The 16,412-nt window shown below is 45.4% G+C and carries 17 protein-coding genes; 8 read left to right on the top strand and 9 right to left on the bottom strand.

The features are described from left to right. Positions 1-32: 32 nt before the first annotated feature. Positions 33-2,891 (bottom strand): RNA polymerase-associated protein RapA, encoded by a 2,859-nt coding sequence (gene rapA / locus B3S93_RS06690; RefSeq protein WP_292398881.1) that lies wholly within the window; start codon positions 2,889-2,891, stop codon positions 33-35. A gap of 111 nt (positions 2,892-3,002) precedes the next feature. On the opposite strand from rapA, the gene B3S93_RS06685 reads away from it, so the two are divergent. Beyond that, entirely contained in the window at positions 3,003-3,581 is a 579-nt protein-coding gene (locus B3S93_RS06685; protein WP_292398878.1) for a YigZ family protein, read from the top strand. On the opposite strand, the gene B3S93_RS06680 is transcribed toward B3S93_RS06685, so the two are convergent. From B3S93_RS06680 to B3S93_RS06650, 7 genes are all read right to left on the bottom strand, one after another. Then, positions 3,571-4,215, bottom strand: a complete 645-nt coding sequence (locus B3S93_RS06680; protein ID WP_292398875.1) for a class I SAM-dependent methyltransferase — start codon at positions 4,213-4,215, stop codon at positions 3,571-3,573. The genes B3S93_RS06685 and B3S93_RS06680 overlap by 11 nt on opposite strands. Further along, complete coding sequence (locus B3S93_RS06675) at positions 4,212-4,934, bottom strand: hypothetical protein (RefSeq protein WP_014707112.1); 723 nt, start codon at positions 4,932-4,934, stop codon at positions 4,212-4,214. Before B3S93_RS06675 ends, B3S93_RS06680 begins: the two co-directional genes overlap by 4 nt. 16 nt (positions 4,935-4,950) lie before the next feature. Further along, entirely contained in the window at positions 4,951-5,235 is a 285-nt protein-coding gene (locus tag B3S93_RS06670; protein WP_014707111.1) for a hypothetical protein, read from the bottom strand. Positions 5,236-5,255: 20 nt separating this feature from the next. Continuing rightward, positions 5,256-6,539 carry a M18 family aminopeptidase gene (locus B3S93_RS06665; protein WP_422655733.1) on the bottom strand — a complete coding sequence of 428 codons (1,284 nt, stop codon included), beginning with the start codon at positions 6,537-6,539 and terminating at the stop codon, positions 5,256-5,258. Positions 6,540-6,625: 86 nt separating this feature from the next. Beyond that, positions 6,626-7,114 carry a hypothetical protein gene (locus B3S93_RS06660; RefSeq protein WP_292398869.1) on the bottom strand — a complete coding sequence of 163 codons (489 nt, stop codon included), beginning with the start codon at positions 7,112-7,114 and terminating at the stop codon, positions 6,626-6,628. Between the two features lie 7 nt (positions 7,115-7,121). Next, a complete protein-coding gene (locus B3S93_RS06655) occupies positions 7,122-7,547 on the bottom strand; it encodes a hypothetical protein (RefSeq protein WP_292356824.1) in 426 nt (141 codons plus the stop codon). After that, the gene (locus tag B3S93_RS06650; protein ID WP_292398865.1) at positions 7,537-8,010 is read right to left on the bottom strand and encodes a YcgN family cysteine cluster protein; all 474 of its coding nucleotides are present in this window, start codon (positions 8,008-8,010) and stop codon (positions 7,537-7,539) included. The genes B3S93_RS06655 and B3S93_RS06650 overlap by 11 nt, the downstream gene beginning before the upstream one ends. Between B3S93_RS06650 and B3S93_RS06645 the strand changes: the two genes are divergently transcribed. From B3S93_RS06645 to B3S93_RS06635, 3 genes are all read left to right on the top strand, one after another. Further along, positions 8,009-8,488 carry a DUF6231 family protein gene (locus B3S93_RS06645; protein WP_292398863.1) on the top strand — a complete coding sequence of 160 codons (480 nt, stop codon included), beginning with the start codon at positions 8,009-8,011 and terminating at the stop codon, positions 8,486-8,488. The two genes, B3S93_RS06650 and B3S93_RS06645, sit on opposite strands and share 2 nt — an antisense overlap. A 115-nt stretch (positions 8,489-8,603) precedes the next feature. Beyond that, the gene (gene ppk1 / locus B3S93_RS06640; protein ID WP_292398860.1) at positions 8,604-10,685 is read left to right on the top strand and encodes a polyphosphate kinase 1; all 2,082 of its coding nucleotides are present in this window, start codon (positions 8,604-8,606) and stop codon (positions 10,683-10,685) included. Between the two features lie 2 nt (positions 10,686-10,687). Next, on the top strand, positions 10,688-11,440 hold the full coding sequence (locus B3S93_RS06635) for a ParA family protein (protein ID WP_292398857.1): 753 nt from the start codon (positions 10,688-10,690) through the stop codon (positions 11,438-11,440). Here B3S93_RS06635 and rlmKL read toward each other — a convergent pair. Next, positions 11,432-13,666, bottom strand: coding sequence for a bifunctional 23S rRNA (guanine(2069)-N(7))-methyltransferase RlmK/23S rRNA (guanine(2445)-N(2))-methyltransferase RlmL (rlmKL, locus tag B3S93_RS06630; RefSeq protein ID WP_292398854.1), 2,235 nt, complete (start codon positions 13,664-13,666; stop codon positions 11,432-11,434). The two genes, B3S93_RS06635 and rlmKL, sit on opposite strands and share 9 nt — an antisense overlap. 49 nt (positions 13,667-13,715) lie before the next feature. Here rlmKL and yhbY point away from each other — a divergent pair, with 49 nt between their 5' ends. The 4 genes from yhbY (at position 13,716) to B3S93_RS06610 (ending at position 16,282) form a co-directional block, all read left to right on the top strand. Further along, the gene (yhbY, locus tag B3S93_RS06625) at positions 13,716-14,009 is read left to right on the top strand and encodes a ribosome assembly RNA-binding protein YhbY (protein WP_292398851.1); all 294 of its coding nucleotides are present in this window, start codon (positions 13,716-13,718) and stop codon (positions 14,007-14,009) included. An 18-nt stretch (positions 14,010-14,027) separates the two neighbouring features. After that, positions 14,028-14,621, top strand: coding sequence for a nitroreductase family protein (locus B3S93_RS06620; protein ID WP_292398849.1), 594 nt, complete (start codon positions 14,028-14,030; stop codon positions 14,619-14,621). A 31-nt stretch (positions 14,622-14,652) separates the two neighbouring features. Next, a complete protein-coding gene (locus B3S93_RS06615; RefSeq protein ID WP_292398846.1) occupies positions 14,653-15,117 on the top strand; it encodes a pentapeptide repeat-containing protein in 465 nt (154 codons plus the stop codon). A 205-nt stretch (positions 15,118-15,322) separates the two neighbouring features. Next, the gene (locus B3S93_RS06610) at positions 15,323-16,282 is read left to right on the top strand and encodes a DUF481 domain-containing protein (RefSeq protein ID WP_292356840.1); all 960 of its coding nucleotides are present in this window, start codon (positions 15,323-15,325) and stop codon (positions 16,280-16,282) included. Positions 16,283-16,412: the final 130 nt, after the last annotated feature.

The following is a 16,412-nucleotide window of genomic DNA, read 5'->3' as shown; positions in this document are numbered from 1 at the left end:
TCCATTAAATTTTCATGGGTGACTTTGGCAGATCACTCCGCTTCTGTCACGATGATTAAGCGTAACGCATCCAATTTGAGTTCAGCCTGGTGCAAATACTGCTGCAACTGTTGTTGTTCCAACTGCAGTGCTTCAATTTCTGCTGGCTTAATATGGGTGTTTTGTTCTGCAAGATGCTGCAGACGGTTCAATTCATGGTCCGTCAGCTCGGTCATTTTACTGATAGCTTGTTCAATTAACTGTTTTTGATGTTTGTCTGCCATTTTTTTACTAGCGTCAATTAAATTATCGATTCGGGATCTGGCGACCTGCACCATCTGCTGAGCAGTATGTTTGGGAATGCGGCCAGCTTGCTGATTCATTTCCTGCTCGGGCAACTGTTCTTCAAAACAACGGCCATTCTCGTCGATAACAATTCGCAGGTAAGATTCAGGAATATACCGCGTAATATTAAACTGCTTCGGTGCAGGACAATGCATTACAAAGGCGACTTCCAGTAACAAACTTCCGGCGGGCACCAGATTACTTTTTAACTGACAGAATGCGGTATTACCCAGATCAGAACTGATCACCGCATCCATTGCCGATAACACCAATGGATGTTCCCAACTCAAAAACGCCATATCCTCGCGGGATAAAGCCCTGGCCCGCTGATAAGTGGCCGTTAAACCGTCTTCTGGCAGGTCAATTTCATCACTTCGTAACTCATCACCACGCTGCAATATAATACTGTCAGCACTGTGTGCCTGTTGCTCCACACCGTAAGCATCAAAGAAATCATCCATAAAAGCAGCCAGTTCCAATGGGCTGCTGGCATCGTCTACCTGCATCAGGATTTCTTTTGCAGCGGCTTCATCATAGGAATTCAATGTGAGCAGTCGGTCCCGTCCCTGACTGAGACTTTCGCGTAATTGCTGCTCTGCCTTTTGGGTTTCTTTAAGCAATTTGGCAAAAGCTTTTTTGTCTTCGGGATGTCTTAGACATTGTTCCAGCTGATCAGCAAATTGTTCACGTAATGCGGCACCGGTTTTACAAACAGATTCAAACGCATTTAAACCCTGCTGATACCAGTCCAGCAACAATTGCTGAGCAGTATCCTGATAAAACGGCAGCACGATGTTGACGGTATTACGCTGGCCGATACGATCCAGTCGACCAATGCGTTGTTCCAGCAAATCGGGATTGAGCGGTAAATCAAATAACACCAGATATGAACAGAACTGGAAGTTACGGCCTTCACTGCCAATTTCCGAGCAGATCAGAATTTGTGCGCCCTCTTCATCATCAGCAAAAAAAGCCGCAGCACGATCGCGGGTAATTAATGTCATCTGTTCATGAAATACGGCGCTACGCACACCATGTTGTAGACGCAGATGTAATTCCAGCTCTTTTGCCGTTTCAGCATTGGCGGTAATTAATAAGGTTTTTTCTCCACGGTGCTGTTTCAGCCAGCTCACCAACCATTCAACCCGCGGATCCAGCTCCAGCCAGTCTTCACCTAAAAGTGTTTCTGGTTGTACCAATTGAGTAAGTTCGCTGTTGGTTTCGGGCAAAAACTGCTCTGGAAAATCCAGCGGATAAGTTGTCAACTGCCGCTCAGGAAACCCTTTAACGGTATCGCGGGTATTACGGAATAAAATCCGCCCGGTGCCGAATTGGTCTAGAAACTGCTGTTTAGCCTGTTCACGTGCTGCTTCAAATTCATCACTGTCAGCCAACGCAGATAACAACTCATCATCCAGATAAGGTTTTAATTGCGCTTTTAAACGCTTGTTTTTATCGAAATCACTGGCTGATTCAACCGCCATCAATTGCTCGAGTAACAGACTGATTTGTTGATAGTGCTGTTGTTCTTCACGAAATTGCGCTAAGTCATAATAGCGATCGGGATCCAGTAACTTCAAACGGGCAAAGTGACTGTCCATACCCAGCTGTTCAGGTGTAGCAGTTAACAATAAGACTGAAGCAATCTGCTCTGCCAGTTTTTCAACCAGTTGATAACCTTCACTGCTCTGATCTTCATGCCACTGTAGATGATGCGCCTCGTCCACTACCAACATATCCCAGCTTGCCTGCAATACATCTGTTTGCATTTCAGGATGATTTTCCAGCGTCTGTAAATCAGTTAATACTAATTGAGCGCTATCAAAGGCATTGCCCTCGTCTAATTCAACCAACGCTTCATAGCGTTCGGCATCAATCACCGTAAAAGCCAGATTAAAACGTCTTAGCATTTCAACTAACCACTGATGCACCAATGCTGAAGGTACAATCACCAGTACACTACTGGCCCGACCCTGCATGATTTGCTGATGCATAATCAAGCCAGCTTCAATGGTTTTCCCCAAGCCGACTTCATCGGCCAGTAAAACTCTGGCAGAAATACGGTTGGCCATTTGTGAGGCAATATAAAACTGATGCGGCAGACATTGGACCCGAGCGCCCAATAGTCCAAATACCGGTGACTGATGTAAACGATGAAAATATTGATGGGTTCGGAGTCGTAATTGGAACTGGCGGTTTTTATCTATCTGACCAGCAAATAAACGGTCTGAGGCCTGACTAAACTGTACAAAGCTATCCAGATCCATCTCATGAATACTGACAGCTTCACCCTCAGCGGTTTCCCCCTGATAAATCACACAGCCATTTAATGGATGTTTTTCACTGATGGTAAAAATCTGTCCCTTACGGGTTTTTACCTTTTCACCCAGCGGATAATCCACCCGGCTCAATGGTGCATTATTAGCGGCGTAACTGCGCTGCTCTTCGGCAGCCGGAAAGGAAATTTCAATTCGTCTTCCAGTGACTTCAATGATGATACCCAGACCTAACTCGGCCTCGCTGTTACTGACCCAACGTTGGCCAACTGCAAAACTTAATTCTGACAAACTGTGCTACCTGATTAATTGCGATGAATTTAGACATTGCCCTACCTGACAGGCGAGCAAAATATGCTGATATGGTAAATTGTCAGGCTGTATTTTCCTATAGTAAATAAGATGTCCAGCCAGTTTTTTATACTTCGCACTCCTTCAATCAGCGAATCGGAAATCAAAAAATCGCGGTTTATTGGCGTAGCTATGCACTGTGACAGTGAACAATCTGCTTTAAAACAGCTTCGACAATTGGCTGCACAGCATGCCTCTGCCAATCATCTGGCCTTTGCCTGGCGGATCCGCGCCGCGGAAGGGTTTATCACCGAACGTTTTTTTGATGCCGGCGAACCATCCGGCACTGCAGGTCGGCCCATTCTGTCACCGTTACAGGGTGAAGATCTGATTAATACGGTGGTAGCGGTCATTCGTTATTTTGGCGGGGTTAAATTAGGCACTGGAGGTCTGACCCGAGCTTATGGAAATGCCGCTAAACAAGCCATCGATGCGGCCGGCAAGCTTCCCTGGGTAGAAATGGCACAACTCAGCTTAAAGATTGATTATAGCCAGTTACAAATGCTGGAATATCAGCTTAAACAGATCAAAGGACGAATTATCGATCAGCAATTTACCGATATGGTCAGCGTGGTAATCGAATTACCCGCTGAGCATCTTATCGCAATTCGCGAACAATTCAGTTCGTAAACGTTATCAAACGCTGGTTGATTTCAACTGTACTGAAAGAAAATTGTTGCTGAATGAACTTCAGGCTATCGCGATGATAGAAAAACACATGAGTAATATCGTTTTTGTAGTGCCACTTGGCAAAATCAATACCCTCATCAAACAGCTGGGTCATACAAAACAGTTTCCCATCCGCCTTAAGCAATGATTTGAGGCGGGCAAATTCAATTGCTGGCTGATGAAAATGTTCAATAACTTCGCAACAGATAATAAAATCATATTGCTGTATTAACACGCTGTTATCCGGATAAAAAACCGGATCATACAACTTTGTCTGATAGCCTTTTTCAGTAATGATTTTACTGATAACAGGTCCAGGCCCCGCCCCAAAATCCAGACCGATTTTGTCAGAGGTAATCTGGCTTAGAATAGCCTCGGTAATTGGTGAGACAAACTGCTGATATCGTGGATCATCAACATCATTTTCATGGGTCAGATATAACGCTGTTTCGCTTTCCCGATCTGGCAGATGCTGTTTGCCCATCTGCAACGCATGACATTCATCACACTGCCAGTAATCGCGACCACGCCAATGATGATAAAAGGCTACGGGCGCGGCGCATAAGCGACAACTATTCTCGATCCACGGGTTCACAACGGTAAAAAGCTGGTCAGCAGTCCTATCAAGCCACCAAATACCCCGCCCCAGACGACCAGCCAGCCCAAATGCTGACGAATCAGGTCCTGAATCATCTGCTTGACCATTAATGGTGTCAGTTCTTCCAGTCGACTGTGAACGATAGCGTAAATCTGCCGATATAAATCATCGCTGACCGGCCCACTGCTAAGCTTTTCCCGCAGGTGCTGCTGAAAGTGTTCGCTATGGGCAATGTCATTCAACGAATGCTGCATTTTACGAACAAAAGGTTCTTTCAATGGATTAAGCGCCTTGGCTCCGCCGACCATTGATAACATGCTGCCAAATGATGACTCCATAATGGTTGCCACCAGATTATCAAACACCGGATTCAGGTCAGTTTGATCGATGATTTCGGAAAAATCGAGTTGATGATCGCGCTTATCATCGAGCATCTCGCTGACAAAGCGATCCAGACTTTGCTGATTAAAAAACTGTTCCATTACCAGTTTTTCAATCGCTGTGCGAAACTCACTGAAGCGTGCTGTAATGACACCGGATCCATACAATCCAGGTACTTTCTCAAACAGCATATGAATGGCCAGCCAGTTCGTTATCCCTCCGGCCAAGGCAAACATTCCCATTGATAAAACCGGTTCACGCCAGGGAGTGTCCAACAATAAACCTACGCCAATCACTGCGGCCGCGCAGAGATTGGTTAATAAACTCTTATTCATCGTCAGTTAATTCTATTCAGTCTTTAGTCCAGCGGGTTAATGCTTCAATGATCTGTTGCGCCTGATCGCGGCTGGAGATATTGAATTTTGAACGTTGGCCATACTCACCATTACGTTTTTGATAGCGACGGATCGTATATTTATCAGGACCAAACTCGCCGGTTTTGCGATCCAGATCCTGATAACGGAACATCACTGTTGCCCAGGCACCTTTGGTAAGAACAACCTTATCGAGTTCCTTGACGGTGGTCACATCGCCTTCCTGATAGGTCACCGTTAACTCATCAACTGTTTCTGACATAGTGTTTATATTCCTTTGATTTAATTAAAAAACTGTTTAAGCGCAGTGTATAAATGCGAAGTGTCCTGGCTGCCGGCAAGCTCTCGAATCGAATGCATGGCAAAAGTTGGTACACCGATATCCAATGTGTGAACGCCAAGGTTACTGGCAGTTAACGGCCCGATTGTACTGCCACAGCCCATATCCGTTCGCACCACAAAATCCTGCACCGGCACATCAGCCAGTTCACAAAGCTGCCGGAAACGTGCACTGCTTTGACTGTTAGTAGCATAACGTTGATTGGCATTACTTTTAATCACCGGTCCTTTATTCAGGATGGGGCCATGTTGTTCATCATGCCGATCAGCATAGTTGGGGTGAATGCCATGCGCATTATCAGCAGAAATTAATAAGGAGTGCTGGATAATTCGTTGATAGCTTTCATTATCCTGGGCCAGACGCTGCAGAACGGCGGGCAAAAAGGTTCCTTGTGCGCCACTGGTCGACACACTGCCGACCTCTTCATGATCTGTGCATACCAGTAAATTGGCCTTATTTTTCGATCCAGCCAATAACGCCTGCAGACCAATATAACAGCTCAGCAGATTGTCCAGTCGCGCCGCACTGATAAAGTCTTCATTGATACCAACCAGTGCCGATGGTTGCGTATCGTAAAAACAGATTTCGTAATCCAGCACTTTACCCACATTCAGTTCACCCTGCTCGGATCTGAGCTGTTGCTCGAGTAAGGCACGGAAATCCGGTTTATCGCCCTCTTCGGTCTGCAGCACTATCGGTGGCAGATGCAGCTGCGGATTAATACTGCGATTCTGATTGACGTCCCTATCCAGGTGGATGGCCAGACTGGGAATAGTTGCCACAGGCTTTTTGAAATTAACCAACGCATGGCTTAATTGACCATCGGCATCAACAAAGCTTACGCGTCCGGCCATCGATAAATCCCGATCAAACCAGGGGTTTAACAGGGCTCCACCATATACTTCAACACCCAGCTGCCAGAATGAATTTTTTACCGTGCCCGGTTGTGGTTTGACTTTTAAACAGGGACTATCGGTATGCGCTCCCACCATTTGAAAACCGGCTTCTGCCAGATTGATATCGGGCAGGTTAAACGCAATTATGGAGGAGTCATTGCGGGTTACATAATATCCACCGGTCGATAATGTTCCCCAACTTTCTTTTTCATTGAGCTGTTTGTATCCAGCAGCCTCCAAAGCCGCTTTCATATTGGCTACCGCATGAAACGGTGTGGGTGAGGCATCAATAAAATCAAGTAAACCACGATTGAGGTTTTGGGGAGACATGCTGCTCATGATGAATTCCGGAGTATGAAACTGGACGATATGTTAACGATTTTGTCGCATCAATGTGACAAATTCAGCCGATTGTTTCAATCTTCTATGATTTGGCCACGATAAATCCGTTTACTTTTAGGCTTTGCAGAAGGTTGTTTGTCAACCGGTTGGGAGGGACTCTTAACCCTATCTGATGTTGAGTCTGTCTGCCCTTTTTCAACAACCAGATGACCACGATACATACGTGGAGTTTTAGAGTGACTGGAAGAGTCAACATTTTCAGATCTCGCCTGGCGTCGTAATCCCAGCGCGGCGAAAATATCTGCTTGATCTTCAATGCTGGCACGTCCACTTAATGGCATTTTCAGCGTACTGTTAAAACTGGTTCGTTCAATGAGTAGTCTTGGCAGTAATCTGGCAACCTCAATACCTTTTACTGAACCAAATGCCATCGCTTCAATTTGACCCTGTTCGAAAATAATATGGCAGGCTTTGTTATCGGCAGTCGTTAAAAATAACGTGCCGCTTTTTTGCTCGTTACATAACGTCAGAAGCAGCTTCAGAATTTCCGTTGTCTCAAGCATAAATCCCTCATTCTGTATCGTCCTGTTTTTTAGCTCGGATAATGCGCCGGGCATTACCGCCATGTAAACGACAACGATCAGCTAAAGCGCCCAGCGACCATGCTTCAGGCTGACGGATCGCCACTGATCGTTTGCACTTCTTACCGCCTGGTAATCGTGCACCACATGGTGGACGATAACGTTTGATCTTTTCCCATCCTTCCAGGGTTTGGGTGGCTTTACGAATGACTTTTACTTCCCGGGGTGACAGGCTGTTTTGGTCGACTGGACGTGTTTTTTCATCAGTGTGTCGCCACCAGTAACGCACCACTGGCAATGGCAGTCCAAAACGACGAGCCAAATCATCTGGTTTTCGGTAAATTTCCATCTCAAGCAGCGTCAATGCAGCTTGTTCCAGACGGGCAGTAAATTCGCGACTTTCTTCAGGTGTCATGCGGGTAAACAGGTGGCTGCAACGCAATAACCTCTTCGGTTAGATCTATATCTTCTGATTCGCTAATAGCCACATTGCGAACAGAAACTCCTGCATCAATCACACTTTGCGGATCACCGGTAATCAATGGATGCCATTCTGGTAACGTTTCGCCTTCAGCAAGTAAACGGTAGGCGCAGGTATCGGGCAACCAGTCAAAAAAGTGTGCCTGCTCGACGCTAAGTTGAATACAATCTGGCACAGTCTTTTGCCGATTAGCATAATCCTTACAGCGACACGTTGAAATATCCAGTAATTCACACGCCACACGTGTGTAATACATCCGGTCATCGGCATCATCTTCAAGCTTATGCAGACAGCAGCGCCCACAGCCATCGCAAAGGCTTTCCCATTCGGTATGTGTCATCTGTCCAAGACGTTTGTGTTTCCAGAACTCGGTAGATGTTTTATGCTGGTCAGTCATGAATCAATCAGTCTTATTGTCTTCGCTGCTCAGTACGCTGATACAGCAATTTGATCCGCAATCTGTATTGGTTGCGGGAGAGTCGGCCAAGCTATGCCTGAACGACTGTCAAGATACCAGATCAGAGACGCTGGCGACACCATTTGAACAAGCACAACTGAAGCAAATTCACAGTGTCGATCTGGCGGTCATCAGCGACTTGACGGAAACTTTACCGTTACAGGCCGGGCAACAATGGCTGGGCTATTTACGCAATTTACATGCACCGCATATTATTCTGATTACCAATCCTGCGCTGGCGCAAAAACAGGGATGGCAATTTCGCGATTATCTGGCCATGGGCCTGCATCATATTGCCGGAACCAGTGATGGATTACAGGTGTTCAGTTATGCTATTGAAAATTACCAGCCCAAACGTGACTGGCTGAACAGTCGTTTCTGGGCAAATCCGGAAAACTATGACAAATATCGTTGGTAGGCTGTCATCAGATTGTCATCAAATCCCTCTAGTTTGCTTGGGGGTGTCGGGTTACAGAAACACTAAACAAGCTTATCGTTAATTAACCTTCAAACAAGCCATCAAAATGGAAAACATGGAAACACAAATTGATCTGAACAGCTCCGACCTTTACCTGAATCGTGAGTTGAGTCTGCTGGAGTTCAATTGGCGCGTATTACAACAGGCCCTTGACCCCACTGTGCCATTGCTGGAAAGACTAAATTATCTGTGTATTTCCAGTACCAATCTGGATGAATTTTTTGAAGTACGCGTTGCCGGTCTGATCCAACAAATCGAAATTGGGGATCCCTACCTGGAAGCTGATCAAATCAGCGCTCAGGAAGCATTAAGGTTGATCAGCATACGTGCCCATGAATTGGTTGACGAGCAATATTCGGTACTTAATGATGAGTTATTACCATTATTGGAGCAGGAAGGCATTAAGGTCTTGCCAAGACCAATGTGGACAAGTGAACACAGTGCCTGGCTGGAACAGTATTTTCGCGATGAAATTCAGCCTATCCTTAGTCCTATTGGGCTCGACTCCTCCCATCCATTTCCCCGATTACTCAATAAAAGTTTAAATTTTATTGTATCGATGGATGGCAAAGATGCTTTTGGTCGCAATATTGGTTTTGCCATTTTACAGGCCCCCAGAGCGCTACCACGGGTGATTCAGCTACCTCCGGAATTATGTGAACCTGGGCAATATCACTTTGTATTTTTATCATCGATTATTCATGCGTTTGCCGATGATCTGTTTTTTGGGATGAAGATCAAGGGCTGTTATCAATTTCGTGTTACCCGAAACAGTGATTTGGCCATTGATACTGAAGAAACCAGTGATTTGCTGGCAACCATAGCGGATGAATTGACACATCGTAATTACGGTGACGAAGTTCGACTTGAGATTGCCCATAACTGCCCTGAAGAAATGGTTAATTTCCTGCGTGATCAGTGTGCGATGCACCAGGATAACGTTTATCTGGTCAATGGCCCGGTCAATTTAAGCCGTTTACAGGCTTTGCATTCCATGGTTGAGCGTTCGGATTTAAAATTCAAACCCTTTACTCAGGGAAGACCCAATGGTCTGACATCAGAGGTGGAAATTTTTGGGCTGTTAAAACAGAAGGATGTGCTTTTACATCATCCCTATCAATCGTTTACCCCCGTTATTGATTTGATAAAACAGGCTGCTTCCGATTCCAGCGTGCTGGCTATCAAACAAACCTTATATCGTACAGGTGCTGTTTCACCGATTGTGGATGCGTTGGTCGCCGCTGCACATGGCGGCAAAGAAGTCACCGTGGTGATTGAGCTGCGGGCGCGTTTTGATGAAGAGGCTAACGTTGCGTTGGCATCCAAGTTACAGCAGGCGGGTGCCCATGTCGTCTATGGTATTGTTGGTTATAAAACTCATGCCAAAATGTTACTCATCCTGCGTCGTGAAAATAATAAATTGCGTCGTTATGTGCATCTGGGCACCGGAAACTACCATCGTAGTACTTCTCGTATCTATACCGATTATGGGTTATTGACCTCAGACAAGCAGATTGGTGAAGACGTTAATAACCTGTTTATTCAGCTGACCAGTCTTGGCAAAATTCCCAAAATGCATAAATTGATGCATGCGCCTTTCAATCTGCATCAAGGTTTACTGGATAAAATTGATCGCGAAATTGCGCATGCCGAAGCAGGCAAAAATGCTCGCATTATCGTCAAGGTCAATGCGTTGGTCGAGCCGGAAATGATTAATGCCTTCTATCGTGCTTCTATTGCCGGCGTTAAAGTTGATTTGATTGTTCGCGGCATTTGTACCTTAAAACCCGGGGTTCCAGGCGTCTCGGACAATATCCAGGTGCGTGGCATCATTGGACGGTTTCTCGAGCATACCCGGGTATTTTATTTCGAAAACGATGGACAGGTTGAAATCTGGGCTGGTAGTGCCGATTTGATGAAACGTAACCTGTTGCGTCGAGTGGAAACTTGTTTCCCGATTGAATCCAAACGGCTGCAAAAACGCATAATTGCCGATTTGAATTTGTATCTTGCTGATAATACACAGGCATGGATCCTATCCGCTGATGGTCGTTACCAACGTGCAGCCCGTAACGAAGGAGATGAAATGATCAGTGCGCAGAACACCCTTTTGGAAGAATTAGCGAAAGTCAATTAATCATGCAAATCATCGCATTCTTTAATCTGAAAGGCGGCGTCGGTAAAACCACGTCTGCCGTTAATATCGCCTGGCAGGCTGCTAATGAGGGTATTCCTACTCTGTTGTGGGATTTGGATCCTCAGGGTGCTGCCAGCTGGTTGTTACAACGCAAAAGCAAGTCCAAAGCGGAAGCCAAAAAACTGTTATCTGGCAAAACACCCATCGGTGAATTAGTCAAAAGTACCGATTTTCCATCGCTGGATATTATTCCTGCAGATTTTTCATTCCGGCAAATGGATTTGGATCTGGCTAAAGCCGGAGATAAAAAAAATCAACTCGCCAAACTGTTAGCCCCGTTTGGCGAAAGCTACTCGCTAATCGTGCTGGATTGTCCGCCGAGTTTTTCCGAACTGACTGAGCAGATGTTCGCTGCGGCTGATGTGATCTATGTACCGATTATTCCCAGTCATTTGTCGATGCGAACATTTGAACAGACACGTGACTTTTTTAAAGAAAATAATCTTAAGCCCAAACGTCTGCATCCTTTTTTCACCATGGCAGATCGCCGTCGCAGTCTGCATCGCGTCATGCTGGCACATCCACCCAAGATGCTGAAACATGGTTTGCAAACAGCCATTCCCTACGCCGCCGTAGTCGAAAAAATGGGAGATGTCAGAGCACCTTTAGCTGCTTTTGCTGCCAATTCGACTGTGAATAAAGCCTACGAAGCACTATGGCAGGAAATTAAAGCCACCCTCGACAGTTCAAGCTGATTTTTGTATGCGCCAGCAATAATGGATTTTTGAATTTCTTTCAAAATCAGCTGGTAAGGTTGCCTTGCTAATGTCTTTTATCTCCAATCCTTTCAACGCTGAGGTATCCAGTTTGAAATCACGCCGGTTGGTGGAGAAGAAAATTTCGCCCCCCGGATTTAATAAGCCAGCAACTTTGTGCAGCATATCGCTATAGTCACGCTGAATATCAAATACCCCTTCCATTTTGTTGGAGTTGGAAAAGGTAGGAGGATCAACAAAAATCAAATCAAAGCGTAGATCCTGTGTTGCGGGTTCATTTAACCAGGCCAATACATCAGCACGAATAAATTGATGCTGCTCACCAACAAAGTTATTCAATTGCATATTATCCCTGGCCCAGCCAAGGTAAGTATTTGACATATCTACGGTGGTAGTGGATTTAGCTCCACCTGCAGCAGCATAAACCGTCGCACTGCCGGTATAGGCAAACAGATTCAGAAATGCTTTGCCTCTGCTGTTTTCAGCCAGCATTTGTCGGGTGATTCGGTGATCCAGAAATAATCCGGTATCCAGATAATCCGTCAGATTAATCCAGAATCGCAAATCATTTTCCCGTACTTCAAAACGCTGGCGTAAAGCCGCCTGCGACTCATACTGGTTTGACCCACGTTGTTTCTGGCGTAACTTCAGCGCAACTTTATCGTCCTTTACACCCAACACAGCCGGAATGATTTGCATGACTTCATCGAGACGTTCACTGGCTTTTAACGGATCGATATCCGCTGGCGGTGCATATTCCTGCACATGTACGTAGTCTCCATAGACATCAATAGCCACAGCATAATCTGGTAAATCAGCATCATAAACCCGGTAACAATCCAGCTGGTTTTTGCGTGCCCATTTGGCTAAATGCCGAACATTCTTTTTCAATCGATTAGCGAACATCTCCGCTTGTGGAGAAACATTTTCCACCACCGATGAATTAACAGCAGGCTTTGCTTGGGTTTTCGGCGTTTTATCCCACGGTGAGGGTGATGCCGCCATTTCCTGCTGCACCGGTTTGGCATCGCGGCGTAATGGTTTGGGAGCACGATATGACAAGCCTTCACAGGCAATCGGGCCATTGTCAAAAGGCTTACTGTCAAATAGAGTGAGACCGGTCAATTTACCCAGCTGGGCGTTGTCAGTAATAATAGTAGTTCGCCATGCCGGTAGATAGTGATTTACTAAATCACCAAGCTCTTCGTAAACATTATGTAACGAAGTAGCATCCCCAATACGTTGCCCGTATGGTGGGTTTGAAACCACTAGCCCAACATCAGGTAAGGTTTGAGCTACCGTTGCCCAGTTCTGCAGATCACGATGGATAACCTGAATACGATCACTCAGTCCGGCGGCTTCTATATTGGCCTGGGCTGCAGCAACGGCAGATTTATCCTGATCGCCGCCCATTATCATTGGCAAACGCGCCAGTCCACTGAGGCGTCTTCTTTCAGCATCCGCCTTTAATTGCTGCCAGGCAGCTTTATCATGCTGCTTCCAGTAGAGAAAACCAAAATAATCTCGCTGTAAACCCGGCGCAATATCGGCCGCCATCAATGCTGCTTCTATCAAAAAGGTACCACTACCACACATCGGATCCAGCAATGCCCAACCTTCACGGGCAAGCTTTGGCCACTCAGCAGAAAGTAATATGGCTGCCGCCAGATGTTCTTTTATTGGAGCATTCGTCTGACTGACGCGGTAGCCGCGTTTATGTAAACTTTCGCCGGATAAATCAATACTGACAATCGCCTGGTTATGTTTAAGGTAGACATTCACCCGCAGATCCGGTTGATGCAAATCAACGGAAGGTCTTTTACCCGATAATTCGCGCAGTCGATCTACGATGGCATCTTTCACTTTCTGCGCACCAAATTGGGTATGATGAATTTTCGAACGAAAACTATTGAAATCAATTGCCAGAGTGGTGTCTTCAGCATCGATATGCTCTTCCCAGGCGAATTCTTTAATCCCGTTATAAAGCTGATCAGTCGTTTCGGCGGTAAAGTGTGCGATTGGCATTAGCACTCTGACCGCGACGCGTGACCATAAACAGACCTGATAGGCTTCCTTTAGACTTCCGGTGAAACGAATGCTACCTGCCTCTGTTTTGTACTGTTTGATACCGATTTGTTTGAGTTCGGTTTCCAGCAACGGCAACATGCCCCGTGCTGCGGTGACGGTGAACTTGTGTTTAGTCATGAAACTATCCTGATATAATCACAGCATTTTAATACAGGTAGCTCTCCACATGGCAGTCAATGATAAACAACGCCGATATCTGAAAGGATTGGCTCACCCGCTAAAGCCAGTCGTAATGATTGGTAACGCGGGTCTTACTGAAAACGTACTGGCTGAAATTGAAAATGCTTTGGCCTATCACGAGCTGATTAAAGTCCGAGTCAGCGGCCAGGAAAAAGCTGATCGTAAGCAAATGCTCGATGAGATTGCGGAAAAAACCGGTGCAGATTTAGTCATGGTAATCGGTCATATTGGTGGTTTATATCGCCCGGCTGATAAACCTGTCATCCAGTTGCCGGGTTAATTACAAGGACAATTCATCTTGATACAAAAACCCGCTGAAACTGAACAGAAACTTGCCTCCATTATTGCCGAGCGATGGAGTGGCAAGGCTTATGATGCAACACAGGCCGTCAGTGATGACGTCATCATGGCTCTTTGTGAAGCAGCTTTATGGGCGCCCTCCTGCTATGGCGAAGCACCATGGCGTTACGTTATCTGTAATAAATTCAAAGACGAAATAAGCTGGCAAAAAACCTTGGATTGTCTTGCTCCGGGCAATCAGGAATGGGCGGTAAATGCACCGTTATTAATCGTGACGGCATCCCTGCCCCATTTCACTCACAACGGCAGCGAAAACCGTTGGAATGGATATGATACTGGCGCCGCCAGTCTTAATTTATGTTTACAATCAACCGCATTCGGTCTGATGTCTCATCAGATGGGTGGATTTGATGCTGATAAATTACGAGAGGCTTTAGCCATACCAACCACGGTAAACCTTTGGTCGGTAATTGCTATTGGTTATCCTGCTGCGCTGGATACGTTGAGTGCTGAAGTGTTAGAACGGGAACTAAAAGCCAGACAGCGACGTCCTTTAAACGAACATTTTTTTGAAAATCGTTGGACCGATTAAAACTTATAACAATGAAATTGAGGTAAGTAAAATGAAATCAATGGTGATTATCACAGTCCTGAGTTTATTCAGTAGCGCCGCTTATGCATACGATAAAATTTATTTGAAAAGACTGCTGGAACAAAACCAATGTCACCATTGCAATTTAAGTGAAGCACCACTTGCAGATCATGATCTGGAAGGTGCTGATATGAGTGAAGCCAATCTTAAGGGAATTATTCTTACCAATGCCAATGTAAAAGGGGCATGGTTTACTCATTCACGTATGCAGGGGGCACAGCTTGAAGGGGCAGATCTGCGTAATTCCCTAATGGATTACGCCCAGTTGATGGATGCCAATCTGAAAAACGCCAAACTTGATGGTGCGCATTTGATTTTTTCAGACATGAGTGGCGCAGACCTAACCGGAGCATCAATGAAAGGCGTTCATGATCGAGGGATTAAATTCTGCAACACCACGATGCCTGATGGTAGCGTAAATAATGATGGTTGTTAGGTTAGAAAGAAAAGCATAGTTACTGCATTATCTCTTTCAGGATGTCGTAATAAGCCTCAATTAATGTTGCTGATAAAAGATAAATCGAGCCCAGGTTAATAGTCCCGATATTTAGAGAAAAATTCCCGGTAAATTACTCCTGACATTCGTCGCAGTAATCGCTAGTATATGGCGGACAATTCAGCCATAGGAACCTATTTTGTTTTTGAAAAAAATCGTCTTCGTTTGTTTGTTGGTACCTGTTTTATCTCACGCTGCGCCCGTTACGTTGATTCTGACCAACGGTGATCGTTTGCAAGGTGATTTATTAGAACGTAATCAGGAATCCCTTACTATTAAACATCAGCTGCTTGGTGAAATGATCATTAACACCAATACAGTTTCCGAAATCAAAACAGATTATGAAGCTCTGGCTCAGCAGACCCCAACGGATGACACCCCCATTATTGAACCGGCTGACCTTGCTGAGGCTGAACCAGAAGATAATGGCCTGCTGGGGACCGGCTGGTTAACAAACTGGGAAAGACGTTTTGATTTGGGGCTGGCGGGCAGCCGTGGAAAATCTGATAACAGTCAGGTTAATGTTGCATTTAATGCTGACCTGGCAACCGAAAAAACCCGGATTAACAGCCGAACGGCATATTATTATGCTAAGTCTGAAGAGGAAACTTCCGACAACAGCTTTTTTACCTCAATTAACCGCGACTGGTTGAAACCTGAGACACCATGGTTCATGTTTGCTGGTGGGCGATTGGATGTCGATAAATTCAAGGATTATGATTATCGGCTCAATGCCAACGCCGGTTATGGTTATGAATTTGCCAATACTGATGATTGGTTATTCGTTGGACGTTCCGGTGCGGGTTTTAACAGAACGTTTGGTGGTGAACGTGAAGAATTTACCCCTGAAGGCTTGTTAGGTCTCGAAACACGCTGGCGCATTAATACTGCGCAACGTTTAGCTTTAGCCAATACGTTTTATCCTAGTTTCGATTCTTTCGATGCCTACCGGAATGTCACCACATTTGATTGGATTCTTGACTTGGATGAACGTGCTGGCGTAGCGTTAAAAGTCGGCATGACCAATGAGTATGACTCTGAAACCGAAGATGAAATTAGTAAAAACGATTTCAAATATACTTTGTCGCTGTCATGGAGTCTCTAAGGCTACGTTGTTTAGCCTAATACGTCTCCAGTAATGGAAGCAATGAACACAGTTCAACCGTTCTGATTACGCGTTTTCAGATGCTACTCTGTATACTGACGCTGAAAATTATTAAGCTCGAAGCTTCCAA

It is taken from the genome of Methylophaga sp. UBA3613 (genome assembly GCF_002375415.1).
Taxonomy (GTDB): domain Bacteria; phylum Pseudomonadota; class Gammaproteobacteria; order Nitrosococcales; family Methylophagaceae; genus Methylophaga.
The sequence above is the reverse complement of the archived record's forward strand: the minus strand, read 5'-3'. Positions and strand labels throughout refer to the sequence as shown.

Bases quoted from the DNA above. Each gene is read 5' to 3' on its own strand.
- B3S93_RS06670 (WP_014707111.1), bottom strand. From the start codon at position 5,235: ATGTCAGAAACAGTTGATGAGTTAACGGTGACCTATCAGGAAGGCGAT.
- B3S93_RS06635 (WP_292398857.1), top strand. From the start codon at position 10,688: ATGCAAATCATCGCATTCTTTAATCTGAAAGGCGGCGTCGGTAAAACC.
- rlmKL (WP_292398854.1), bottom strand. From the start codon at position 13,666: ATGACTAAACACAAGTTCACCGTCACCGCAGCACGGGGCATGTTGCCG.
- ppk1 (WP_292398860.1), top strand. From the start codon at position 8,604: ATGGAAACACAAATTGATCTGAACAGCTCCGACCTTTACCTGAATCGT.
- B3S93_RS06645 (WP_292398863.1), top strand. From the start codon at position 8,009: ATGAATCAATCAGTCTTATTGTCTTCGCTGCTCAGTACGCTGATACAG.
- B3S93_RS06615 (WP_292398846.1), top strand. From the start codon at position 14,653: ATGAAATCAATGGTGATTATCACAGTCCTGAGTTTATTCAGTAGCGCC.
- B3S93_RS06655 (WP_292356824.1), bottom strand. From the start codon at position 7,547: ATGACACCTGAAGAAAGTCGCGAATTTACTGCCCGTCTGGAACAAGCT.
- B3S93_RS06665 (WP_422655733.1), bottom strand. From the start codon at position 6,539: ATGTCTCCCCAAAACCTCAATCGTGGTTTACTTGATTTTATTGATGCC.
- B3S93_RS06675 (WP_014707112.1), bottom strand. From the start codon at position 4,934: ATGAATAAGAGTTTATTAACCAATCTCTGCGCGGCCGCAGTGATTGGC.
- B3S93_RS06685 (WP_292398878.1), top strand. From the start codon at position 3,003: ATGTCCAGCCAGTTTTTTATACTTCGCACTCCTTCAATCAGCGAATCG.
- yhbY (WP_292398851.1), top strand. From the start codon at position 13,716: ATGGCAGTCAATGATAAACAACGCCGATATCTGAAAGGATTGGCTCAC.
- B3S93_RS06660 (WP_292398869.1), bottom strand. From the start codon at position 7,114: ATGCTTGAGACAACGGAAATTCTGAAGCTGCTTCTGACGTTATGTAAC.
- B3S93_RS06650 (WP_292398865.1), bottom strand. From the start codon at position 8,010: ATGACTGACCAGCATAAAACATCTACCGAGTTCTGGAAACACAAACGT.